At 42.4% G+C, this 25,416-nt stretch carries 21 protein-coding genes; 14 read left to right on the forward strand and 7 right to left on the reverse strand.

Annotated features, from left to right (window positions below):
• The first annotated feature begins 96 nt into the window (after positions 1-96).
• From LZG73_RS22570 to LZG73_RS22580, 3 genes are all read left to right on the forward strand, one after another.
• Entirely contained in the window at positions 97-426 is a 330-nt protein-coding gene (locus LZG73_RS22570) for a DUF6787 family protein (RefSeq protein ID WP_233854763.1), read from the forward strand.
• 132 nt (positions 427-558) lie between these two features.
• A complete protein-coding gene (ffh, locus tag LZG73_RS22575) occupies positions 559-1,881 on the forward strand; it encodes a signal recognition particle protein (protein WP_233854765.1) in 1,323 nt (440 codons plus the stop codon).
• A 42-nt stretch (positions 1,882-1,923) separates the two neighbouring features.
• Positions 1,924-2,424 (forward strand): hypothetical protein, encoded by a 501-nt coding sequence (locus tag LZG73_RS22580; RefSeq protein ID WP_233854767.1) that lies wholly within the window; start codon positions 1,924-1,926, stop codon positions 2,422-2,424.
• A gap of 80 nt (positions 2,425-2,504) precedes the next feature.
• Here LZG73_RS22580 and LZG73_RS22585 read toward each other — a convergent pair whose 3' ends face one another.
• Positions 2,505-3,170: a hypothetical protein gene (locus LZG73_RS22585; RefSeq protein ID WP_233854769.1), complete on the reverse strand. Its 666-nt coding sequence runs from the start codon at positions 3,168-3,170 to the stop codon at positions 2,505-2,507.
• 102 nt (positions 3,171-3,272) lie between these two features.
• On the opposite strand from LZG73_RS22585, the gene LZG73_RS22590 reads away from it, so the two are divergent.
• Complete coding sequence (locus tag LZG73_RS22590; protein ID WP_233854770.1) at positions 3,273-4,730, forward strand: NADH-quinone oxidoreductase subunit N; 1,458 nt, start codon at positions 3,273-3,275, stop codon at positions 4,728-4,730.
• A 2-nt stretch (positions 4,731-4,732) separates the two neighbouring features.
• Here the strand turns inward: LZG73_RS22590 and LZG73_RS22595 are convergent, their stop codons facing one another.
• The 4 genes from LZG73_RS22595 to LZG73_RS22610 form a co-directional block, all read right to left on the reverse strand.
• Entirely contained in the window at positions 4,733-5,596 is an 864-nt protein-coding gene (locus tag LZG73_RS22595; protein WP_233854771.1) for a TraB/GumN family protein, read from the reverse strand.
• 14 nt (positions 5,597-5,610) lie between these two features.
• Positions 5,611-7,203 carry a M28 family peptidase gene (locus tag LZG73_RS22600; protein ID WP_233854772.1) on the reverse strand — a complete coding sequence of 531 codons (1,593 nt, stop codon included), beginning with the start codon at positions 7,201-7,203 and terminating at the stop codon, positions 5,611-5,613.
• A 183-nt stretch (positions 7,204-7,386) separates the two neighbouring features.
• Positions 7,387-7,611, reverse strand: a complete 225-nt coding sequence (locus LZG73_RS22605) for a DUF2158 domain-containing protein (protein ID WP_233854773.1) — start codon at positions 7,609-7,611, stop codon at positions 7,387-7,389.
• A gap of 7 nt (positions 7,612-7,618) precedes the next feature.
• Positions 7,619-8,386: a hypothetical protein gene (locus LZG73_RS22610; protein ID WP_233854774.1), complete on the reverse strand. Its 768-nt coding sequence runs from the start codon at positions 8,384-8,386 to the stop codon at positions 7,619-7,621.
• 323 nt (positions 8,387-8,709) lie between these two features.
• Here LZG73_RS22610 and LZG73_RS22615 point away from each other — a divergent pair, with 323 nt between their 5' ends.
• The gene (locus LZG73_RS22615) at positions 8,710-10,203 is read left to right on the forward strand and encodes a tail fiber domain-containing protein (RefSeq protein ID WP_233854775.1); all 1,494 of its coding nucleotides are present in this window, start codon (positions 8,710-8,712) and stop codon (positions 10,201-10,203) included.
• A gap of 167 nt (positions 10,204-10,370) precedes the next feature.
• On the forward strand, positions 10,371-10,913 hold the full coding sequence (locus LZG73_RS22620) for a T9SS type A sorting domain-containing protein (RefSeq protein ID WP_233854776.1): 543 nt from the start codon (positions 10,371-10,373) through the stop codon (positions 10,911-10,913).
• Between the two features lie 37 nt (positions 10,914-10,950).
• Here LZG73_RS22620 and LZG73_RS22625 read toward each other — a convergent pair whose 3' ends face one another.
• The gene (locus LZG73_RS22625) at positions 10,951-11,343 is read right to left on the reverse strand and encodes a hypothetical protein (protein WP_233854778.1); all 393 of its coding nucleotides are present in this window, start codon (positions 11,341-11,343) and stop codon (positions 10,951-10,953) included.
• Between the two features lie 30 nt (positions 11,344-11,373).
• Positions 11,374-14,931 carry a histidine kinase gene (locus LZG73_RS22630; RefSeq protein WP_409014353.1) on the reverse strand — a complete coding sequence of 1,186 codons (3,558 nt, stop codon included), beginning with the start codon at positions 14,929-14,931 and terminating at the stop codon, positions 11,374-11,376.
• A gap of 575 nt (positions 14,932-15,506) precedes the next feature.
• On the opposite strand from LZG73_RS22630, the gene LZG73_RS22635 reads away from it, so the two are divergent.
• The 8 genes from LZG73_RS22635 to LZG73_RS22670 all read left to right on the forward strand — a co-directional run bounded on the left by LZG73_RS22635 (position 15,507) and on the right by LZG73_RS22670 (position 25,348).
• On the forward strand, positions 15,507-17,882 hold the full coding sequence (locus LZG73_RS22635; protein ID WP_233854782.1) for a hypothetical protein: 2,376 nt from the start codon (positions 15,507-15,509) through the stop codon (positions 17,880-17,882).
• A 22-nt stretch (positions 17,883-17,904) separates the two neighbouring features.
• Positions 17,905-19,002, forward strand: a complete 1,098-nt coding sequence (locus LZG73_RS22640) for a T9SS type A sorting domain-containing protein (RefSeq protein ID WP_233854784.1) — start codon at positions 17,905-17,907, stop codon at positions 19,000-19,002.
• Positions 19,003-19,172: 170 nt separating this feature from the next.
• Positions 19,173-19,499, forward strand: coding sequence for a hypothetical protein (locus tag LZG73_RS22645; RefSeq protein ID WP_233854786.1), 327 nt, complete (start codon positions 19,173-19,175; stop codon positions 19,497-19,499).
• A gap of 322 nt (positions 19,500-19,821) precedes the next feature.
• On the forward strand, positions 19,822-21,636 hold the full coding sequence (typA, locus tag LZG73_RS22650; protein WP_233854788.1) for a translational GTPase TypA: 1,815 nt from the start codon (positions 19,822-19,824) through the stop codon (positions 21,634-21,636).
• 290 nt (positions 21,637-21,926) lie between these two features.
• A complete protein-coding gene (locus tag LZG73_RS22655; protein WP_233854790.1) occupies positions 21,927-23,201 on the forward strand; it encodes a Glu/Leu/Phe/Val dehydrogenase in 1,275 nt (424 codons plus the stop codon).
• A gap of 205 nt (positions 23,202-23,406) precedes the next feature.
• Entirely contained in the window at positions 23,407-24,498 is a 1,092-nt protein-coding gene (locus tag LZG73_RS22660) for a cell wall metabolism sensor histidine kinase WalK (RefSeq protein ID WP_233854792.1), read from the forward strand.
• Positions 24,499-24,527: 29 nt separating this feature from the next.
• Entirely contained in the window at positions 24,528-24,827 is a 300-nt protein-coding gene (locus LZG73_RS22665; protein ID WP_233854794.1) for a Dabb family protein, read from the forward strand.
• Positions 24,828-25,048: 221 nt separating this feature from the next.
• Positions 25,049-25,348 carry a hypothetical protein gene (locus tag LZG73_RS22670; RefSeq protein ID WP_233854796.1) on the forward strand — a complete coding sequence of 100 codons (300 nt, stop codon included), beginning with the start codon at positions 25,049-25,051 and terminating at the stop codon, positions 25,346-25,348.
• The last annotated feature ends 68 nt before the right edge of the window (positions 25,349-25,416 follow it).

A 25,416-nucleotide genomic window follows, 5' to 3' on the forward strand; every position in this document is an offset into this window, starting at 1 on the left:
TCTTTAACCATGATTAAACATTCATTAAAATAGAGGAATATTGCCCGATGCATTGTTACTTTGTACGAATTTAAAAGCTGCCAATTAATATAAAATATGCAAAGCGGAGAAAAAAACGCACAGCCCTGGTTGGGAAAAATGCAGGAAAAGTGGGGATTGGAGACAACCAGACAGGTTCTTTTGGTTTTAGCAGTTTTTAGCTTGGCGGGTTCATCCGTGGTCTGGCTTAGAAAAGGGCTTTTCTTCCTGTTGGGTTACGACGAACTGACTCCAATGTGGCTGAAAACGATTACATACATTCTCTTTATTTTTCCAACTTATCAAACGCTGTTACTGATGTACGGCTTTTTGCTAGGCCAGTTCTCGTTTTTTTGGGAAAAAGAAAAGAAAATGTTCCGCTGGATAAAGGCGAAATTTGCTAAATAACAGTCATTTCCGAAGCCAGGGCTTCAAACCAAATATTGTAGGAGTGCCGGAATTAACCTTCCTGTACTCCTTATTTTATTTATACCTTTGTATTTTATTTCAATTAAAGTTTAGAATCATACATATCATTCCATGTTTGAAAACTTACAGGACAAGCTAAACAACGCCTTTCGCACACTAAAAGGAAAGGACAGAATATCTGATATAAATGTTGCTGCAACCACAAAGGAAGTCCGCAAAGCACTTGTTGATGCCGACGTTAACTTTAGAGTTGCCAAGGAAATTACAGACCGGATTCGCGAAAAAGCGCTCGACAGAAAGATTCTAATCTCTGTTGAACCGGGCCAAATGTTTGTCAAAATCGTTCAGGAAGAGCTTACCGAGCTCATGGGCGGCCAGGCGGAAGGCATCAACATTAAAGGTGATCCGGCCGTGATCCTGATTGCAGGTTTGCAGGGTTCAGGTAAAACGACTTTTTCCGGTAAACTGGCAACATTGCTCAAAAAACAAGGCCGTCAGGTTTTGCTAACAGCCTGCGACGTTTATCGTCCGGCTGCGATTGAACAGTTGAAAGTGCTTGGCGAGCAAGTTGGTGTAGAAGTTTATTCGGAGCCAGAAAATAAAAATGCGGTTGACATTGCCAGAAATGCAGTGGCTCATGCAAGAAAAGTTGGCAAGAAAATCGTGATTGTCGATACTGCCGGTCGTTTGGCTGTGGATGAGGTCATGATGCAAGAGGTTGAGGACATTAAATCTGCGGTTAAGCCTTCTGAAATCCTGTTTGTGGTCGATTCCATGACGGGTCAGGATGCGGTTAATACGGCCAAGACTTTCAATGAGCGCCTGAATTTTGATGGCGTGGTTCTTACCAAATTGGATGGTGACGCGCGTGGTGGAGCAGCCCTTTCGATTCGTCAAATTGTTGACAAGCCGATTAAATACATTAGCACGGGCGAAAAAATGGAAGCGCTCGATTCCTTTTATCCTGACCGTATGGCGAGCAGGATTTTGGGGATGGGAGACGTTATTTCTTTGGTTGAGCGTGCGCAACAAGCGTTTGACGAGGATGAAGCCAAACGCATTAATGCCAAAATGCGTCAGAACAAATTTGATTTTGACGACTTCTTAGGCCAATTGCAGCAGATCAAGAAGATGGGAAATGTGAAAGATCTGATCGGCATGATCCCGGGAATGGGCAGTGCCATGAAGGATATGGACATTGATAACGAATCATTCAAACCCATCGAAGCCATCATTCAGTCGATGACCAAAAAGGAGCGGGAAAATCCCGATATGATCGATGGAAGCCGAAAAAAACGCATTGCAGCCGGAAGTGGAACATCAATTTTGCAGGTTAATAACTTGATCAAGCAATTTGACGAAATGCGTAAGATGATGAAGAAAATGAACACCATGCAGGCAGCTGGCAAGTTGGGCAAAGCAATGCGCCGCTAGTTCAAAAACCCGCAAGTCTTTTTACTCACTCATCGCTCGTTAATGAAACGGATTTTTTTTGTACTGACGTTAATTCTCTTTCTTAATCAACAAAAACTAAGCGCGCAGGCTTCGGTTGGATATTATCCGTGGAGCAGTTTGCTGACAATCAGCACAAATTCCAAGAAAGTGGTTTGGTTGGACGCACGTTTTCAAACGAATTCGCTTTTCAGCAGTTTGAGTGTCGACCTTTTACCCATGATTAATTTGAAAAGAGGCGAAGTGGTGCAATGGTATTTGGGCGGCGGTTTGAGATTAAATCCACTTTATCGCATTGCAGATGCCGATGCCGATCTGATCACGATTGACGGTTATTCGGTAAACTTTGGCGCCCGGATTTCGCCTTTGCCGCAAAACAGACGTTTTCAAATTGCAGTGGAGCTTAATCCTTATGTTAAAGATGATTTTGCCAGCGGTGTTCTGAAAAGTCACTTTGGGCTCGTTTATATTTTTGGTAAACGAAAAAAAGAAGAGCCGGTTACTGAACCTGCTTTAAATCCTTAAATATACTTGTTACAAAGAGAAAGCTCTCAAATTCAGCGCGTTGCCGAGTTTGAGAGCTTTCTCTTTTTGTTTGTTAAGCGTTAGTTTCCTCCGCGGCCAGCTTTGTAGGAATCATATTCTTCCAAAAGTGTCCTCAAATCGTCGTCACCAGCGAAATCCAGTTGCGATTCACGGATAATGTAGTTCATCTTATTTTTTTCGTCGGTCAACAATTTCAAAAAGCTGTTCCTATTGCTCAATTGAACTGGGTTGAGCTTATCATTTTTCAAAATATACAACTTCGCAGTCGGCTCCATCGTGCGTGTGGCGCTTGCCTTTTCGACTTTTATGGGCGCCACATATTTTTTCAAAAGCTTCGTGTTACCGTCATAAATTACCCTGTAAAAGCTTTTGTCAGTTTGTTCCGCCACGGCTGGAAAACCGTTTTTGAAAATATAAAGGTCGGTGCCGGTCGGAATCGTAAACTCTTTCACACCCGTAGAAACCCGGAACAAACCCGAGTCAGCTTTATATTCGATTTCGTCTTTTTTCAGGTCGTATCTGATCTTTACACCATCGTGGACAATGTCATCATTTGTGCGGACAGTGCCCAAATAATAGTCTTTAAAGAGATAGGGTGAGCTCTCTCCATCGGCAGTTGCAGTTTCCTGGTAAGGTGTTCCCGCTAATCCCGTTGAATCCTGCGCAAGCAAAGCATTACTCCAAAGAAAGAAAGAGAGCATAAAAAATCTTAGTACACATTTCATGATAAAGTTGGTTAATTTGATAAGTTCGAAGACTGATAATGCGAGAATTTAGATTGCTGGCATCTTTCTGTACTTTTGCCAAAAAAATTGTACCCGCTCAAATTGGATATTAACGACCAGCTCATACATATACGCCGAAGTCTGGCAGGAATTACTCCTGAGATTTTTCTGGCACTGCTCTTTTGCTTCTTCCTCCTTGCGGAACTTGTGTTTTTGCGTTGGCTCAAAAAAGAAAAAATCGCTTCCTATCTGCAAAACATAGCCCTGGCAGGCAGCATTGTCACATTATTGCTGATTCTGGGACAATGGAACGCCGAACCAGCCTTCCGATTCCAACCGCTTCTATTCCTGGACAGGCAGGCGGTTTTTTTCAAAATCATGATCACGCTCGCCTGGATTTTTACCCTGATCCACGTTCGCGTATTGAAATACGACTTCCCTCCCGAGTTTAACGCATTGCTGATTGCGGCCGTTTTAGGCATGAACCTGCTGACAATGTCGACACATTTGCTGACCATTTATTTGTCATTAGAATTGATTTCAATCAGCTCCTATTTACTCGTTTCCATTTCACCTTACAAGAAAGCAGCCGAAGGAGGCATTAAATATTTGCTTTTTGGCGCAGCAAGCTCAGCAGTAATGCTTTATGGAATTTCACTAATTTATGGTCTGACCGGAACAATGGACATTACGAGCGAGGCAATGACTGCCGGTCTGATGAACAATCCGCCATTGGTGATAACGGTAACCATTGTACTGATGCTTGCCGGATTACTTTTTAAGCTTTCCCTCGTGCCATTTCATGTCTGGACGCCGGACGTTTACGAGGCCGCTCCTACTCCTCTAGTCTCATTTTTATCCGTTGCGCCGAAAGCCGCAGTCGTGCTGGTGCTCATGCGCCTGGCCGGGATTTTGCCCGCTCAATATTTCCCTATTTTAGGTGGAATTGCATTGATCAGCATGACTATTGGGAACCTTGCCGCATTGCTTCAAACCAATGCCAGGCGACTGCTCGCTTATTCATCCATTGCCCAGGCCGGCTATCTCCTTGTCGGAATTGCTGCTTACAGCCGCTTTGGTTTTGAATCGGCTGTTTTTTACACGGCGGCATATCTTGTCATCAATCTCGCCGTTTTCTTTCTGATTGATCTTTTGCAACCCATTTCCAACACAAATCTAACCGCATTTGAAGGGTTAGGTCGCCGAAATATGTGGGTTTCCAGTATTCTGACCATTGTAATGATCGCATTGGCAGGCTTGCCGCCCACAGCAGGTTTCACATCCAAGTTGTTGGTGTTTTCGGCACTTTGGGAAAGTTATCGCCAGCAGGCTTTCCCCTGGATGTTATGGCTGCTCATCGGCGGAATCCTGAATGCAGCCATATCCCTCGCTTATTATCTGAGAATCCCTTATTTGTTGTTTTTCAAAGCATTGAATCAGAAAAAAGCGCCTTCTAATCAAAGCATAACGGGTAAGGTCATTGCTGGAATGCTGGTGATAACCATTATTCTGCTATTCTTTAACCCCGGGTTGATCACAAAATGGATTTCCGCATTTTGAATTTACTGCACTGCACGGACCTTGAATCCTTCCTTGCGCAGCAATGAAATAATTCCACGATCGCCTCCCAAATGACCGGCTCCTACGGCAAAAAAAGTAGGCTTTTCAGCTGCTATTCTTTTGATTCTCGGGACCCAGTTCCGATTTCTTGCAAAAAGCATTACCTCTTCATTTCCCTCCATGCCATAATCGCTTTGCATCATTAAGCTGTATAAGTCATTCACTTTCTGCGACTTATACAATGCAACTAAATTCGTGAACTCTTTGCGTGCTTGCGGAAGGCTGTCAATCATGGTCATGATCATTTTGAGCTGCTCCTTGTATGGAATGGTGTCAAAAATCGCCATTTGCTCTTCCAAAGTTTCAATGCCAATCACCTCGGATTTTTGTTTCGCCGCTAACTGGACAAGGGCCATTTCATACGATTGCGGCTGACACGAAAGGACCGCATTAAACAGTGGCCCCATCAATACGAAAGGTTTGACTCTTTCAAACATTGCCAGCCCCATCCCGACCGAGTCCTTGTAAAACTGCCCCAGCCGGGCATAATCCTTCTCGCTCAGCAATTTCTTTAACTCATTGCCATCCGACATATTCATCGTCTTCATCATCCCAGCCATCATGTTCGGATCGTCCATGTCAATTTCCAGCGCAACCTGTTCCGTGCGTGCTAATGTGGCTTTGAGTGAGTCGCTTAATGAAAAATCAGCGGGACAAATCAAATGGATTGTCCCAAACAAGAAGGAAGGTTTTGCCTGTCCGGGCGAAGTCACTTCCCAGAGCAATGTGTTCTCCGTCGGTGCCTGAGCATTGGCAACGAACGTAGATACGCAAAAGATGATAACGCTCAAAACCAATGTCTTCATGACGGATTTGCGTTTTATTGCTTGTTGCTGTCTACTTTGATGCGCTCCTCACGATTAGCCAATTCCCAAGCTGTGTGAAAAACGAGCTTCACAATCGGAGCCTGTTTGTCAAATAATATTTTTTCGACATCATCCCCGGGCTTATGATAATCTTCATGAACGCCCGTAAAATAAAATATCACCGGAACGCCCATTTTGGCAAAATTGTAATGGTCCGAACGATAGTAAAAACGGTTCGGGTCTTTTGGATCGTTAAATGTATAATCCAATTTGTAGTTGACATATTTCTTATTTGCTTCTTCGCTAATCTCGTGTAATTTGGACGACAGCTTGTCAGAGCCAATCAAATACACATATTTAGGATCATTCGCATGTGCCTGATCCACACGTCCGATCATATCAATGTTCAAGTCTGCAACCGTGTTTTCCAATGGAAACAGTGGATTTTCCGAGTAGAACTCAGAACCAAAAAGTCCCTTTTCCTCGCCCGTAACATTCAAGAATAAAATGCTTCGTCTCGGGCCTTTCCCTTCTGCTTTGGCTTTACTGAATGCCTCCGCAATTTCGAGTAAGGAAACAGTCCCCGAGCCATCATCATCCGCACCATTGTTGATTTCTCCATTATCAGAGATGCCGATATGGTCAATGTGCGCACTGATAACCAGCACTTCATCTTTTTTATCCGAACCTTCTAAGTAGGCTGCAACATTTTCAGTTTCAACCGTTTCACTAACCCGTTCAGCTTTTACCGCAACATTTCCTGTTAAATGCTTCCCGCTCGGCTTGCCCGATTTATCTATGGCAGCCTTTTCTTTTAGTAATTTAGAGGCAGATGTATTTAGAATCTTGGCGGCGATATCAGCAGAGACCGCAATTGCTGCAATGCTTTTGGACGTTTCAATTACTGGTTTCAAGGTGGGCGCACTGAAACGTTTTGCCATCACCGCCCGTTGCCTGATTTCCTTATCTAGATCCTCACCAGTCTTTTCCGTAACGATGAACACATAGGTTGCCCCTCTATCAATAGCAGTGCGGGCTTTCACCTGCCAGGAGACTGGCCCACTCCATTTCGTCTTTTCCGCGGTTCCGTTGACCAGATATTTTCCGTCGGCATCCTTTGGCTCACCTTCAAATATCACAACCGACTTGCCTTTCACGTCAAGATTGGCATAGTCACTATAATTTGGCTCGTCAATTCCGTAACCGGCCAATATCACTTCCGAGTTGGCTTCGTGTGGAACATTGAGGATTCCATTAACATAAAAGTCCTTGTTGAACACATATTGCTTGCCATCCGCCTTCACATACACTTTACCCCAACTCCTCTTATACAGATTATATTTTTGCAAAAAGCTTTTTGAACCGTCCGCAGCCGTTGCCACAGGTTGCAGACCGTATTGCTTATAATATTTTGAAACATATTCGGCAGCCTTTTTTTGACCCGCTGAACCTGTATCGCGGCCTTCCAAACTGTCCGACGCAATGATTGTCAAATGCTTTTTAAGATCCTCAGGTGTAATGCTTTCTGCATATTTTGCTGCGTCATCCTGTGCAAAACTTAATGTAGTAATCGACAGGAACACACCTGTCAGCAAATTTCTATTCATATCAAAGCTTAAATAAATTCATGTCCCACAAAGAAACTAAACGACTTAGCCATTGCAAAATTTGAACAGAATCGATTTCCATTTAAAAATCCCTGACATTCAGACCCGCACCACAGCGCGTAGATTGAAATATCAGGGACTTGCTTCCATTGATATGTTATTTGCTAAAAAACTAACATTGCATTAAGCAGATTGACCTTCCGTCTTATCAAGCAGCAATTTCAGTTCAGACTCTTCCTTCGTTAAGCTTAGCTGATTAAAATATTCCGAAACGGCGCTTCGCTCAGCGTTAAACCAAAAGCATCTGTAAAAATTTTTTGATGTCTGATGAAAGCCGTCAACCGTCATCGCCGGGCTCCCAGATTTAAGCCAAACCACATCGCCTACTTGGATTTCTTCCTGATTCATAACTGGGTTATTTAACATAGTACAACACGTCCCCATAAACGATATCCCCGTTTGTATGCTTCAAGTATGCACGATAATATACATCTGCAAAGTTGGACGACAAGAAATCATAGGTCACATAATGAAATCCGACTGTTTTGGACTCACTTGACAAAAGCTTTGAATCCGCAATCGTTGGTTTGTCATTAATCGGTTCTGTATATCGGTCTTTTCGAGTAGAGTAAACAATCCCATATTCTTCAATTGGAATATTGCCCACTTCCAAAATGTTTACTGTCATATCAGTAGGATTACTCCCTGAGTTTGCATTTGTTTTGATTGAAGCCAAAATCTTCTGATTTTCAGGCGAAAATTCCAATACATTCCCATAAGCCACGGAATTCACGCCATAAGTAACATAAGCTCTGTAATAAATAGTCTTATAACCAACAAGCGGAGCGCCATCGACTTTAGAATTTTCGCCTTTACTAATTGGCAATGGAAAGACCACCTTATTGTCGGCAATAGTTGGCGTCTTTGTGAAAGGCGCATCACTATTGAATTCAACTGAATAGACGATCCCAAATCCGGTTATCTGCACATTGCCCACATTTTCGACATTCAGTTTATAGCGGTATAAATAGAGATTTTGATTCTCAATGGAAAGTGCGACAGTTTGAACCTTCGGCGTTTGAACAGGGGTTTCCGGTTCCGGCGCAACATGATCCTGACAGGAAAAGGCAAAAAGAAAGAGGGCTGCGAGCAGTCCTGCGAATTGGAGAGAAATACGTTTCATACGATTTAAATGATGTTTAATAGTGTTCCGACCTGCAATTATAAATCAGAACGATCTTTTCAGCTGTACGGCTAAGGCATCCATTGAACTAACGGCATTCACTCAATTATTTATCGGTCAGTTTTATGGAAAATGCCCTTCCTATTTCCCGTACAATAGTTTCTGGCACTTGCAAAGCGTCATAAAAGCCAGAATCCGCCTTTGTAAATGCTGCTTAGCACCGTTTATTCATCGATAGCGTCCTGAAAATAATTGGATTAGTACAAACACATCGGAATACAGTTACTTTCCTGAAAAGTACTCACCAACACTATGTCGTTTAAATGAAACAATCTCTCGTTCTTGGTCTGCTGCTATTTTGCGTGACAACATTATTGGCCCAAGCCCCTCAACAATTCAGTTTCCAGGGCGTCGCGCGAGATGCGGCTGGGAAGATCCTCTTCAAAAAGAACATAACGCTTCGCGCTACTATTCGTCAGGGTAATGCAGCAGGTCAAAATGTGTATAGTGAAACGCATGAAGCGCTGACTGACAATAACGGAATATTTAATCTAGACATTGGAGCAGGCTCAATCTTAAACGGATCATTTCAACAAATTGCTTGGATCGCACAAGATTACTTTCTTCAATTAGAAATCGATACAGAAGGCGGCAGTAACTTTGTTGATTTGGGAGCAACTCAATTGTTGAGCGTTCCATATTCCCTCCACGCAAAGGAGGCAAGTCAATGGGTGCAACAATATCCCGTTATACAATCTGGTGCCCTTAATCAGAGCCCCATTATGACCGATCTAGGCCCAAAGGGACCCAAATTAATTTGGTATCCCCGCAAGGCAGCATTTCGAGTGGGTGAAGTCATTAACGATGAATGGAATGAGATTAATATAGGTGTCAGCTCATTTGCCAGTGGAACCTCAACAACAGCTAAGGGACTTGGGAGTGTTGCACTGGGAGGTAAAACAAAGGCAATCGGTGCATTCTCACTTGCCCACGGTTATGAATCCGAATCTTCTGGTGGCGCTTCCTTTTCAATGGGGTTTCGAGTTATCTCAAAAGCATTGCATGGGTTCTCTATCGGAATTTACAACAACATAACAGATAGTCCCTTTTCTTTTGAGCAACCGACGGACAGACTTTTTCAAATTGGAAACGGAAGTGAAGATAACAGATCTAACGCTTTAACGGTACTGAGAAACGGTAACATAGGAATTGGTAACAATGCTACCGAGCCAGGATTTGTGCTTGATGTGGGCGGACGCGCTCGTATTAAACATAACGGGTCTACCGCCGGATTTTATTTGGATAATTCGGAGCACAAACCCCAAGGGTTTGTTGGTATGATGAACGATCAGCAAATCGGTTTCTACTTAAACAGTCAATGGCGCTTTTGGGTCAATAGTCAAGGCAATGGCTATTTGGGCGGAGCACTCATTCAAACGTCCGACCGCCGCTTGAAACGAAACTTCACTTCACTCTCTGAAAGTCTCAGCAAGCTTAGTGCACTTCAAGGCTACAATTATTTTTGGAAAGACACATTGAAAGATCAGACGATCCAGACCGGTTTGATAGCGCAGGAGGTCGAAACGCTTTTTCCTGAACTGGTCAAGACGGATGATAAAGGCTTCAAGTCCGTCAACTACATTGGGTTGGTTCCTCATTTGATTGAAGCGGTAAAAGAATTGCAAAAGGCAAATGATCTGTTAAAATCTAGCAATCAAAAAATGCAGTTTGAAACGGAGAAGACTAACGATGCTATCAAAATGATAGAAGCAAAATTGGATCAATTGCAACAAAAATTATCAACCGACTCTAACTAAATGATATGAAAACCAAGCTGGTCACCCTTATAATATTTTTGTCCTCATGTCAAATTCTCTCTGCGCAAAAGATTTCACCCTGTGGTATATACGCAGCATCAAATACCAGTTCGGCCGGTGGAGTTAGCGTGAGTTGGATCCTCGGCAACTTGCGAGCATCTACGGAAATGTCGGTCTTACCAGTGGTCCTGATCAGCTTCAAAGCTATCCTGACAGCTTCGGGTCAAGCGGAATTGGAATGGAAAACATCAGAGGAAACCAACAATGCAGGCTTTGAAATTCAAAAATCAACCGATGCAAAGACGTTTGCGCCAATTGGTCGGGTTGATGGTGCCGCGGAGTCTTCAAATACAAAAGTTTACCAATTCGTGGATACAGATTTGCAGACAACCAGTTATTACAGGCTTAAACAGATGGATTTTGACGGCAAGTTTACACTCAGCCGTATCGTCCGGGTTATCCCTGAAAAAGAAAATGCAAATTATTTATTGGCTTATCCCAATCCGGCAACGGATGGCGTTCTAAAAGTAAGAATTCCGACTAAGGCAACCTCAATGCTCCTATCTGACAAATCGGGTCGTATCATTCTGAAACAAACAAACCCACTTAACGAGCAAACTATAAAGCTGCCTTATGCTGGATCATTCCTGCTTAAAGTAGAAACCGAGGGAGGCTCCAAGACATTGATTGTCAACAACATTCGATATTGACAATGATTTCTCGACAGCCTTAAATGCACAAAAATGATTAATACTGTTTTATAACTTTCACTAAAACGAGATCCTTTGGCTTAGCTAACAAATACTTTACCAAAATTTTATCTCCTGATCTAAATGACTTGTCTTTCTCATAACGGAACGCTTCTATGTCAGTAACATAATTTCTGCCAGATAAAGGCTCTACCTGAACTCTTAAGTTGACGATTGACCTTTTTCGCTGGTTCCGAATCGAAATGGTTGCTAGCACAGTGGCTTCCGATTCAATTCCAAAATCCAGAATTTCTTTTATTTTGCTGGCTTTGCGACTAGCAGCAACGTATGACCAAACAAGAAATAGAACAAACAACATTACACCAGACACGCCGACAATCATTGCTATATGCATGTAGGCGTTATCGAAAATTGAATAAATAATTAACATCTTGTCAGGTTTGTTTAGTGGGTTAATATTTTATTTCAAAAAAGTCGATAGTTCAACCACAACGGTCGTCCCAGCGGCGTCGCCGTTCGGATATTCTTTATCAATAAAATTGACCATTGCATGATAACCTTGGCGCCGTATGACATTAAGCCGCTCTTCTGAGATCTGAAGGCCCATGGATTTGTGGTGCCGGCTTTTACTGTTCAATCCTTTTATATCAAACGACTTCTTTCTTCCAATGCCATTGTCATCTATTCTGCATTGGAATATTTCCTCATTGATTCTTTTGAATTCAACTAGAAGCTTCCTTTCGGACTTTGAATGTAGTAATCCGTGCCAAATCGCATTTTCAACATAAGGCTGAACCAACATAGAAGGAATCAAAATCTCTTCATCCTCCAAATCTTCGTCCGTAATGACCTCATACGTGAAGCTCCTTTCAAAACGCATTTCTTCTAATTTGAGATAGAGTTCGAGCACATCTCGCTCCTCTTCCATTGTAACAAGCTTCCTCCCGGAGTTATTAAGCACAGTGCGAAACAGTTTGGAGAACAGGTTGAGATACTTGCTCGCCTCGCCAAATTTCTCTGTCACGATACACTCTTGAATGCTATTAAGACAATTGAAAACAAAATGGGGGTTCATTTGAGCCCGCAGCGCCATAAGTTGGCTCTCGGCAAGTATTTTGTTAATTTCTAGAAGCTCAAATTCTTTTTCTTTCGTAGCGGCTCTCGCCAATGCCTCAGCGATTTTCCCAGCGCTGATCGTTGTAATGATAGACAATGCCCTTAAATGCTCTTCCTTGAAATAGTTTTTGTCCGGATGCTCCGAGTCAACCACCCCGATCACTTTGCCATCATGCAAAATTGGAACAGAAAGTTCTGAAAAACGCCTCACTTCATCTACAACATATCTTGGATCTTGTGACGTATCTGAAATCAGAAACGGCCTTCCCGTGGCTGCAACTGCTCCCACGATGCCTGTTCCCACCGGAATTTCAATGGAATTCACTATTTCCGTTCCTTTTGGATTCTTTACACCATACGCTGCTTTAAGAACCAGTGCATTCTTTTTAGCATCTAAAAGGTAAACGACACAATCTGTAAATTGAAGCAGTGAAATGCAATTCCGGGCAATATCCCAGCATATTTCGTCAACTGAATTTTCGCCATAAACTGAATTGGCAAAATAATCTATACAAACTTCCGCTTGCAACTTTCGCTGGCGCCGCAACTTCATCTGATAAATAATTACCGCAAGCAAAATCGCCATTATTGTAGCGCAAATGAGAAACCAGGAAGTTTGCCACCATGGCGGTTGAATAAAAAAACTCAACTTTCCCGCTTCTTTCATCCACCTTCCATGCTCATCTGTGCTCCTCACCTTAAATGTATACTCGCCCCACGGAAGATTTTTGTAGGACGCAACCAATGAACGCCCAGCATTGATCCACTTGTTGTCAAATCCTTCGAGGAGATAACTGTATTTTAATGAAGGAACATCCCGATGATCAAGAGAGGCATATTGAAAGGTCAGATAATCTTCATCCGGCTGCAAGTTTAGTATCGGGTATTTACCGAAATCATCTTTCTCATTTCCAAAAATCTTTACCGAAGTAATATGAGGAGCACTTTTTACTTTTAGAGATGCAAATTTGGACGGATCAAATACCAGAACATGATCCAGCATCACTGCATAGACCCGCCGATTAGCGACATAGATATCATTCCAAAAGTCTTGCAAATTTTGCCCAAGATCTATTTCAACCTTTGTGACCAACTTCGATACGGGATCGATAAACATAAGCCCCTCATCTCCACCAACCCAAATCTTGCCTAAGTTATCAATTGCGATGCTGCTCGCTTGATCGTATAAAAATCCATTGCTGGAATTGAGGCTATCAATGAGTTTATGCTGCGCATTAAATTTAAAAACACCTCTGCCAGCGACAACCGCCCAAATATTTCTTGTATTGTCTTCTGCCAAACCGTAGGCCAGAAATTTACCAGCATTACTCACTTTGATCGTGGAAAACTGCTGAGTGATTGCGTCAAATTTTATAAAGCCGATGCCATAAGTTGCAAATAGAATATCTCCATTTTGACAGACCAGAAAACTTTGGCTGTCAGCGAATTTAAATGTTCCGTAGTCTGCGTCTGTGCCGTCAAACCGGTCACATTTATCTGTTTCAGGATTGTAGCGGTAAATCGCATCGCCTCTTATTTGAAACCAAATATGCTCCGCTTTATCCAAGAAAATAAAGTCGACATACTTTTTGCCTGAATTGTATTTAACCTTCTTGAATTTCTGTAATGTACCTGAATTTTCATTGAGACGAAAAACTCCATCGGCACTCGCACACCACCAAGTATCGCGTGATTTTACAGACATCAAAAATCTATTTTTACCCAAATCCGGGCCATCAGTCACAAAGTATCGCTTGTAAGTCCTCTTATTCATATCATACAAAACCATCCCCTCTTCCTTGGAAGCCATAATTTTGCCGTCGTCGATGACAATAGAATTGGCGTGCGCGAACCCGGTCTGCAGGAAATATTCAAAACTTGGAAGTTGATATATTGCGCTTATGGGCGCATTTGCCTGGACTTTACTAATTCCATTGATTGTTCCCAACCACAGATTCCCCTGTTGATCTTCGATAAGGTCAAGAAAAAAACCATAACCTATTGAGTAACTACGGTTTTGGCTATACGGTATCTTTTTTATCTCTTCATTCGGCTCCTTTATGTACGCTGCGAACGACCAGGTGGAGATCCACAACCTGTCTTTTGTGTCGATAAAAAGAAAATTACACCCCTCCGTTTTCTTTCCAGCCATTTCGAAATATGATTTGATTTGGTTGGTTTCATGATCCCAGTAGTTGAGCGATTTGTTGCTGTTGCATCCATACCATACATTCGAATTCTTATCAATAGCAACTGAAAATACATTGATACTTTCAAGAATTGGATACTTAAAGGGGTTATTTAATTTGTGATAAACTGCTTTGTTTTCGCAATCAATAAAATAAGTTTTCACACCTCCAAGCCAAAATCCTTTGCGCTTATCATCCCAGACTAACACGGAAAGACCATATTCGCCGTTTTGCAAAATTTTGGCTTCCGGGATTTCTCCCTCAGCAGAAATCAGTGTGCCTTGTGTAAATATGTAGACCTTTGACTTAGTCAATATCCACAGCCTATTGTACGGGTCAGATTTGATATGAATAATTTCCTGGTTTTCAAGAGCTCCAAATCTCGGATCAGATCTGAACGTTCCCGCTTGCTTATTAAAGATCCTTAATCCCTCTCTCGCTCCTATGATAATTTCGTTTTCTCCAAGAGGCTTGATTGCGTTTATATAAAGATCTTTCGCCCCCGCTTCGCTTCTATATTGCTTTACAATCGCACCATCATATCGATTAAGTCCTCTGGCGGTCCCAATCCAAAGGAAACCATCACTATCCTTATATAGACATCTGATCACCTTGCTGCTAAGCCCATCATGAGACCGCAGGTTTTGGAAGACAAACTGAGCCTTAATAATGCCAGGAAACAGACAGACCAAAAAGCAGATTCTATACACCATGGGAGTCGAAAACAAGAATAAAATTGAATTACTGGCTTTTTAAAAGAAGACAGCAAACAAGTTATTTAACGGCGGCGACCATCTTTTAAAAGGGAAAACGACCCGGCAAAAACGAACAAATTCTACACGAAAAGACGAATGGACTAAATTTTAGTTTTATTGGGAAGGGTCAAACCGCCAAAAGTAATTTCTGCTAACCGCAAACAATAATTTGCCAGCTAGCCAACATCCCCTAGAAATACTAAGCATTGATCATCAAGCAAATAGCGGAAATTTGACCGTTAATTCAGCCGCACCCACCCTTCGCTCAACGCATTCTCATATCTCAAAGATTGCCTCCAATTTCAAGCCTCGATTCGTCACCACGGATCATTGTTTCAATTTTCAACACTTAATCATCACTCCATTATGAAGACACACACATGAAGAAAACCCACCCGATTGCCGCGCTCATTCCAGTGAATGAAAGCGCCGGCCAAGAAGCATTGCAGCCTAACATTTACCTCCTTATAAATTGATATATGACCAATCTAAATTTTTCCAGGCTACAAACCTGACACACTAAACATGATAAGATGATGAAAAAAATTTGCGTGATATTTATTGTGCTAATGCTCTTTTGCAAAGCCTTTGTCAATGGACAATCTTTCCCGGTGACTGGCAACTTCGCACCCTGCAAGTTGGCCTGTAATGTGCCTGGCTGGTCTTCTGATGTGTGGTTTTCAGATGCTCAGAAAGCTGGCGGTGCATATCCATGGATTAATCCAGTTCCATCAACTCCGTCTGGTTTCACCTCTTTTATGACTCTATATTCGAGGGCAAATTACGAAAGCGCAGCCGGTGCCACGGCAACTGGTTTGGTTCCAGGTCATCAGTACAAGCTGAGATATGCTGTAATGACCGCAAAAGCAGAGACAGAGTTGGGTATATCAGACTACGCAGCTGATTTATCAATTGAATTTGGTTCGATCACAACAGACAACGTACAAATTCCCGTAAAAAATGTCTGGATTCAAAGGGAATTTGTGTTCACGGCAATGGACGATGAACTAAATATTACTTTTAAAAACAAAGTTTTGCAAGAAAACGGTGCCTTTGTAAATATTGACTTAGAGAATGGTGCGATTGAAGATTTATGCCCAGCAGGGAGCTCTCAGGTTATTTTAAAACAAAAAAGCATTGACATTGTATGTCCCTCTACAACAGCAGACCTTACAAAGGCACTCATTAGCTCCCCCCAATCTGGAAGCATCTTTGTCCAGTGGTATACGAGTTCAAATCATTTACCTGGTACATTAGTGACAAATCCAGGTGCAGTAAGTTTTGGAAAATATTACGCATTTTTTAGAGACATCGCTTACGATTGTTATAACACAGATAATTCTACCGCAATAGTAGATGTTAGCTACTCCTGCCAGCCAACTGTCACGCCGACATTAACAAATGTTTGTCCAGCAACAACAGCTGATCTATGGAGCGCCTTTACTGGTTCTCTACCTCCTGGAAGTCATGCTTTAGTCTGGCATACAAGCTCTTTATTTCCAACTGCAAATAATATGGTACCAAACCCCGGCAAAGTAGGGGCCGGCGTTTACTACGCATTCTTTTTGAATACACTAACAAACAAATATAGTGCAACTTCTTCCACTGCCAAGGTGACTGTTTCAATTGCACCGTGCCCTATTGTCGCATGTAACGCTGGTTCGTCACAAGTCTCTCTACGTCGCTCTTCATTTACTGCGGATTGCCCAGCAACAATCAATTTAGCATCAGCAATCAATTCAAGCGCCCCATTAGGAACGTCTTACAAATGGTTTTTTGATGCAGCACATACTAACGCTGTCCCAAATCCAACTGCAGTAGGTCAAGGCACTTACTATGGTTTCATTTACGATGCTGTTGCAAACTGCTTTAATACTAATCTATCCACTGCGAAAGTGACGGTAACAGGGGCGGCTTGTGAAATGCCATGCAGTTCGATCGGCGTTGTCCAGCTTTCAGATCATATTCTGAGCAATGTCTGCCCAGCTCAAACGGCAAATTTAAATAGTCTCGTAACAAATGGAGCTCAAAAAACAATAGTCTGGTTTGACAATCTGACGCACAGCGGTTCCCCAGTGCCCGATCCAACGAAAGTTTCAATACCTGGCACGTACTATGCATACTTTTACGATGCTGTAAATGACTGCTATGGCTCAGCTCACGATTCAAATGTATTAGTAAACATTACGAATTGCCCTTCTGGCAAAGTTTCACTTAATCTGAAAGTCTTCCTCCAAGGTCCAACGACGCAAAAAAACGGCGTAGCAACCATGCGGAATGATTTGCAAGTTTATCCAACTGGCCCTTTCACTTTCGGTCTGCTCCCTACACAAGATCCTTATGGTGGCGGCATATCTTATCCTGATATTAATGGCACATTTAATGAGAACCAAATTGTCGATTGGGTGAAGGTGGAGATTCGTAGTATGCAGAATCCATCAATCATTCTGGAATCCAAAAGCCTCTTGCTTCGAACAGACGGAACAGTCTTAGATGTCGATGGACTGGCTCCTAAGTTTAACCCACAATTTGGAGGCGTTCGAATAGCGGTCAAGCATAGGAACCACTTGGGTGTCCTTGGACTTGGCTTGGTTTCCTTCAATGCTGGAACTGTTAATTATGATTTTTCTGCGGATTTGTCCAAGGCTTATCAAGTTGTGCCAAAGCCACAAATGATTTTGAAAAATGGCGTATGGTGTATGATTGCTGCTGACGCTAACTCGGACTACTTTATCGATTCGGGTGATGTTCCCTCCTTCAAGAACGCCTTTAAAGCAAGCTTAAACAAGACATATCATAATACTGACTTGAATTTGGATGGTTTTCTTGATAGCGCAGATGTAACCATTTTCAATAACAACTTTAAAGCAGGCTATTATTCAAGCATAACCAAATACTTATCTAATTAAAACAACCAATAACACTATTAATATGAATTTGATTTTTAAAAGAACATCGTTGCTGTTTGCACTCATTTTATTCGCAAACATGCTCAGAGCACAGACAATTGACCTCCAATTTCAAAATACGTCTATGTCTCCGGATGGATTAACCTATAAATTTGACTTATGGGTGTTCCAAGGCCAGGGTTACAATACTGCTAACCCTGATGAGAGTAACTGGCAGGGAATGAATATTCGTGCCGATGTTAATGTACCTGTCGGCGTGACAATCACGACTGCTTCAATTGTCAGAAATCCGACGTTTACATCGCTAGGAGGGGTATCGTTCCCAGCGCCGGGAAACGTAGTACCAGATAAAAATAGTTTCAGTATCAACCTTCTTCGGGATGAGGATCAAAGTGATATTCCTGCCGGCACTGGCTGTATGTTGGGAACCGTTACAATCAAGTTTTCTGGTGCTGTGCCTGCTTCAAACACAATAACTGTTCGCCCTTTTGATATTTCTGAGTTGCAGGGCGCGCTTACTTCATTCTGGGCTAACCTGGACGGCTCGGTTATCAGGAGAATCTTCCAAACATTCCCAGTTAATCAAAGCCTTCCAGTAAACTTAACGTCTTTTGACCTGAGTAATGAGGGCTCTATGGTTAATTTGACCTGGGCAACAACAGCCGAGACAAATAGCGAACGTTTTGATGTTCAGCGCAGTGCGAATGGAAAAGAATGGAAAACAATTCAGACAGTCGCTGCACGAGGAGAGAGTAATTCAATAGCTGAGTATCTAGCCGTTGACAGTGAGCCGTTTGAGGGCAACAACTTTTATCGATTGCATATGATAGATAAGGACGGAACCAGTGCATATAGCAGGGTTCGGAGTGTAAAGCTTGAAAATGTTGCAACAAGCATATATCCAAATCCTGTCTCAGAAGAGTTGACTATCAAGGCCGCAGATTGGAGCAAGATAGCCAATGTTAAAATATTCGGATCTGACGGAGAAGTGGTTTACCGCTCTTCTGGCAAGCCCTCGTCCAATGTAAATGTCCGGAATTTCCGTAACGGCATATACGTGGTGCGTTTAACAAACACGAACGGATCGGAAACTGCATACAAGATTATGGTAAATAAATAGCAGGTGAATAAGTTAATTTTGGCCAAACACATTTTTGAAAGTGGGTTTGGCCTTGATAAACCCTCATTAAAGGTCACAAATTCACTGAGCCCACACAAGTAATTTGTAATACTATGGTAAAGCAGATTCAAATATTTTGCGTTATAATACTTGTCCTTTCGTCCTGCGACATGAGTAAAATCGAACATTGCGTTGCTCCTGCTTTCAACAAAAATATCATTGGAACGTGGATAGGAAGTTATAAGTCTAATCCAAAAATAAAGCAACACGTTTCGTTCTTAGACATGGGCTTACTTGAAGATACAGATGGATTGCTTTTTGGAAACCAAAATGAGTCTCCACTTAGTTGGACTGCCAAAGGAGATTCGCTCAAAATCTCAGGCATATTTAAAGATAAAGGAAGCAGAATTTATTCTTTTGCATCCTTGACCAACACTTGCGACTCCATTGTTCTCGAAGTAGAAGGGGTTGATCAGATTGTTCTCAAAAGAAAATAAACTCCGTCGTTCATTATAAGTGTGTGAAGTTCGATAAAGAGGCGCCAGGCTTGGCGCCTCTTTTCTTGTTTATGTGCAATGTTGCCCGAAAACGTCAATTGTAACCATCCAATAAATAAAATAACATTTTGCACTTCTCTCAGTGCAAAGCGCCTATTTCCGCTGGCAACAATAAATTAATTGTAAAATACTGTCTTTCAGCAGAAAAAGTCCGTACATTTGCACCCTATTTGACAAAAAAACAGTCAAACTAAAAGCATAACGGTGATCTGCCGGTTTTAAGCCGCCGAACGAAAGTCGTAAACAATTGATATATAAAACAATGCAAGCCATTCGTAACATCGCAATCATTGCGCACGTTGACCACGGTAAAACTACATTGGTTGACAAAATCATTCACGCTTCAAAGTTATTTCGCGATAACCAGGAGTTTGATGACCTAATCCTTGATAATAATGATCTTGAAAGGGAACGTGGAATCACAATCACTTCTAAGAACGTATCGGTGCGTTACAAAGACGTAAAAATCAATGTAATTGATACACCAGGTCACGCAGACTTTGGTGGTGAAGTGGAACGCGTACTTAAAATGTCGGATGGCGTTTTGTTGCTTGTTGATGCTTTCGAAGGTCCAATGCCACAAACCCGTTTCGTATTAGGTAAGGCAATCGGCCTTGGTTTGAAACCAATCGTGGTTGTTAATAAAGTTGATAAAGAAAACTGCCGCCCGGAAGAAGTTCAGGAAAATGTATTTGACCTGATGTTCAACCTTGGCGCTACGGAAGACCAGCTGGATTTTGTAACAGTTTATGGTTCTTCGAAACAAGGATGGATGGGCCCGGATTGGAAAACGCCAACCGATAACATTACATTCCTTTTGGATACAATAATCGAGTCTATTCCAGCTCCTGTAATAGACGAAGGAAATGCACAAATGCAGATTACTTCCCTTGACTATAACGCATTTGTAGGTCGTATTGCAATCGGTCGTGTAAAACGCGGTGTGTTGAAGGAAGGCGCTAACATGATGCTTTGCAAAGCGGATGGCGTTTTCAAAAAAGTGAAAATTAAAGAGTTACAAATATTTGAAGGACTGGGTCGTGTGAAAGTAACGGAAGTTACTGCCGGCGATATCTGCGCAGTGACTGGAATTGAAGATTTCGAAATCGGTGATACACTTGCTGATGCCGAAAATCCTGAGCCACTTCCACGTATTGCAGTGGATGAGCCAACGATGAACATGCTCTTCACGATCAATAATTCACCATTCTTCGGTAAAGAAGGTAAGTTTGTGACATCACGCCACCTTCGTGACCGTTTGATGAAAGAAACTGAAAAGAACCTTGCACTTCGCGTTGAAGCAACGGACACAGAAGATAAATTCCTCGTTTTCGGACGTGGTATTCTTCACTTGTCTGTATTGATCGAAACAATGCGTCGCGAAGGTTACGAATTGCAACTTGGTCAGCCTCAGGTTCTTTTCAAAGAAGATGAAAAAGGTGAACGCCTTGAACCAATCGAAACATTGGTTGTGGACGTTCCTGAATCGACAGCTGGAAAAGTGATCGAATTGGCAACACAACGTAAAGGTGAGTTGTTGATCATGGAACCGAAAGGCGATTTGCAACACCTTGAATTCGAAATTCCTTCAAGAGGTTTGATCGGTTTGCGTTCAAATGTATTGACTGCAACGCAAGGTGAAGCTGTAATGACACACCGTTTCAAAGAATTCGGAACGTTCCGTGGACCAATTCCAGGCCGTATCAGCGGATCGATTATTTCGAAAAACACTGGACCTGCTACGGGTTACACCATTGACAAATTGCAGGATCGCGGACGTTTCTTCGTTGAACCAGGTGATGAAATTTATGGTGGCCAGGTGATTGGAGAACACAATCGTCCGAATGACATCGTTGTTAACTTGCAGGAAGCCAAGAAATTAACGAACATGCGCGCATCCGGAACAGATGACGGTCTTCGCATTGCTCCAAAAATCAACTTCTCTTTGGAAGAATCTATGGAATATATTCAGAAAGACGAATATCTTGAAGTAACGCCGCAAAGTATGCGTATGCGCAAGATTTATCTCGAAGAAAATGATCGCAAGCGTAATTCCGGTAAAATGGAAATGGCGTAATATCGATTTAACATCAACAGAAAGGAGGCATAAATTATGCCTCCTTTTTTTGTTTTTCACGATTTCATCTTTTGCAAGATCGCTTCCAGGAAATTTGGAAGATGGGTAAATTATATAAGCATAATTTTAAAGATGCGCATTCACTTGAAACATTCTACGCACAACAATTTATTATACTATTTCAAGAATAAATAGATTTTATTTTTATCAAATATAATCCATTATGTTTGCATAGATGAAGCGAACAGTTTCATTAACATTCTTAATATCAACACATTAAATAATTAAAAATGTCATATATAGAACCGGCCCCAATCAAGGATAAAGAAAATCCCTTGGAGTCAATGATGCAAAGATTTGACAAAGCCGTAGACCTCCTCGGCATATCAGAAGAAATGTATCACATCCTGAAAGTCCCACGAAAGCAAGTCATTGTGGGTCTGCCAGTTATGATGGATTCAGGACAAATCAAGACTTTCGAAGGCTATCGCGTTATACATTCCACGATTCTCGGGCCGAGCAAAGGCGGCATTCGTTTTGATCCGGATGTGAACCTGGACGAAGTAAGAGCCCTGGCTGCCTGGATGACCTGGAAATGCGCAGTGGTTGACATTCCGTATGGCGGTGCAAAAGGCGGAGTTGCTTGCAACCCGCGCGAAATGTCTGCCGGCGAAATCGAACGCTTAATGCGTGCTTACACCACAGCCCTTCTCGACGTTTTTGGCCCGGATCAGGATATTCCTGCGCCCGATATGGGAACAGGACCCAGGGAAATGGCTTGGTTAATGGATGAATATTCCAAATCAAAGGGCATGACCATTCCGGCGGTTGTTACCGGCAAGCCATTAGTTTTGGGCGGATCGTTGGGCCGCACGGAAGCGACGGGCCGCGGTGTGATGGTGTCGGCACTTGCGGGCATGGAAAAGTTGCGCATTAATCCTTATCGCGCGACGGCTGTGGTTCAGGGCTTTGGAAATGTTGGCTCACACGCTGCATTGCTGTTGCGCGAGCGAGGTGTTGCGATCCATGCAATCAGCGACATTTCGGGTGCTTACTATAACGACAAAGGAATCGACGTTGCCGCTGCAGTCGCTTATCGCGATGCGAATAATGGTTCATTGCAGGGTTTTTCGGGTGCTGAGCAGATTCCAGGTGATGACTTGCTGACATTGCCTGTGGACGTTTTGGTGCCTGCTGCGAAGGAAGACGTTATCACACGCAAAAACGTCGAAGGAATCCAAGCCAAGATGATCGTGGAAGGAGCAAACGGGCCGACTTCTTTCAAAGCGGATGACATTATCAACGAAAAAGGAATCATGGTTGTGCCTGATATTCTTGCCAATGCAGGCGGCGTAACGGTTTCTTATTTTGAATGGGTGCAAAACCGGATTGGATATAAATGGACATTGGAACGCATTAACCGCCGCACAGACCGGATCATGAAGGATTCTTTCGATAAGGTTTATGAAACGTCATTGAAATATAAAGTGTCGTTGCGGATTGCGGCATACATTGTCGCCATTGACAAAGTTTCGAGCACGTATAAGTTTCGCGGAGGTTTTTAATCAACCTTTTATAAAAAAAATGGGCAGCTCTCAAACCAGAGGCTGTCCATTTTTTTTGTGCTGAATCAATTCAGATTGCTAAGGAATGGATTTAAAGCAAATGCCTACACGACAGATAGGGTTTTGTAAAAAACAGAATGTTAACTTTAAGGCATGAAAAAGATGGCTGACAGCTAATTGTCGACAAGCCTTACAAATAAAAATCATGTCACTGAGCCCGCGTTTTATTGCCTTCATACTGGCATTTCTAATTTCACTCATTACAACTTCTTTTCTGGCTTTTGTAGAAGGTGTATCGAGGGGAATGCTCTTTGTTTCTGCCATTTCAGCATTTATCTCCTCATTTTTTTTGGTTATGTATGCTGTCGACATTCTTGTTTTCAGGGAGGTTAACAAAATGTACAGGACGATCCACAAGCTCAAAATGAAGGATTTTAACCTGGCCCCACGTAAAAAACTTATCACGGAATCCAACCCGCTGAAAACGATCAACGACGAGATTTTTGTTTATGTCACAAAAAAACAGAAAGAGATTGATGAGCTGAAAAAGCTGGAATTGTTTCGTCGGGAATTCCTCGCGGATGTTTCGCATGAATTTAAAACACCCATTTTTGCCGCACAAGGATTTATCCACACACTCCTCGACGGCGCAATGGATGACGAAGATGTGCGGGAACGCTTTCTGATAAAAGCTGCTAAAAACCTCGACAGTCTGGACGTCCTTGTGAAAGATCTGCTTGTGCTTTCGCAAATGGAAACGGGTGACATTAAGATGAATATTGCACCATTGGACATTCGTTCATTGGTTATGAGCATTTTCAGCAGGCTGGAAAATATCGCAAAAGATCGCAATGTCGCATTGAAAGTCAAGCCTGATGACATGCCGGAAGTGTGGGTGCTGGCAGATGCGGACCGCATGGAGCAGGTGATGCTGAATTTGATAGAAAACGCTGTCAAATACGGGAATGAGGGTGGAAAAGTGATTGTCCATTTCAATGAGGGCAAGAAATACATTGAAATCGCTGTCCGGGACAATGGTCCGGGCATTCCGCATGAGCACTTGAACCGTATTTTTGAAAGATTTTACCGCATTGACAAAAGCAGAAGCAAAGAAATTGGCGGCACGGGACTCGGGTTGGCCATCGTCAAGCACATTCTAAACGGCCACGACACCAAAATCGCGGTGATGTCCAAACTCGATAAGGGGACGACGTTTTCTTTCAAATTGGAAAAAGCTTATGTCAATCCTGTTTCGGAACATGTGCCGGAAAGTGCGCTCAATCAAATGAATCCTTAATTTATCTTTAAACTCATAAACAATTATCCATGTTTGTTCACAACGTATTTTTTTGGCTAAAAGAAAAAGACAACGAAGAAGCGCGTCAGGCATTGCTTGCAGGCATCAAGTCACTAGAAGCCATAGAATCCATCGAATCCGTTTACATTGGACCACCAGCAGCGACACGTCGCCCGGTTATCGATGCGACTTACGATTTTGCTGAAATTCTGGTTTTCGCAGATGAAGCCGGACATGATGTATATCAGGTTCACCCATTGCACAAGAAATTCGTGGAAGATTGCGCGCATCTTTGGGAGCGTGTTTTGATTTACGATGTCGAAGCTTAGTTTGCTAATGTTTGTTAACAAGTTATCCACAATAACGCTGTGGATAACTTGTTAACAAAGCTGTATTTACTGCGTTTTGAGCCAATTATAATGCATTTATATGCTGAAACCGCTGTGGATAACTTTAAAAATGCGTTTTGACGATTCGGGCAGTCACTTACTAAAAGGCACTATTCATTGGCAATAATCGTTTTAATATTAGTACAAAACGAACAAAAGCCGTGAGATCAAACAGAGTCCTGCTGTCAGTTATCGTAACGATTATTGCAGCGATAAGCATTTCTTCCTGCACATACAGATCATCATACAATCCTGGTTATGACTACGGATACGGATATGGTCGCCGATATTATCGCGTGCCGCCTCCGCCTCCAAGAGTGGTGGTTGTGCAGCCAAATCGTCCGAGAGTGATTCATGCAGACCGATACAGGTCAAGCCGTTATAACGACAGAGCTTACAGGAGACAAAGCAGTAATGGCAACCATTACGGACAACGCAACAGAACCAGAGGTCCGAGATAATTAGCGTGCATAAATTTGAAGCCGTATGATCAAGATTAATCCTGGTCATACGGCTTTTTGCATATATT

The sequence above is a fragment of the Dyadobacter sp. CY326 genome (assembly GCF_021390515.1).
Taxonomy (GTDB): Bacteria; Bacteroidota; Bacteroidia; order Cytophagales; family Spirosomataceae; genus Dyadobacter.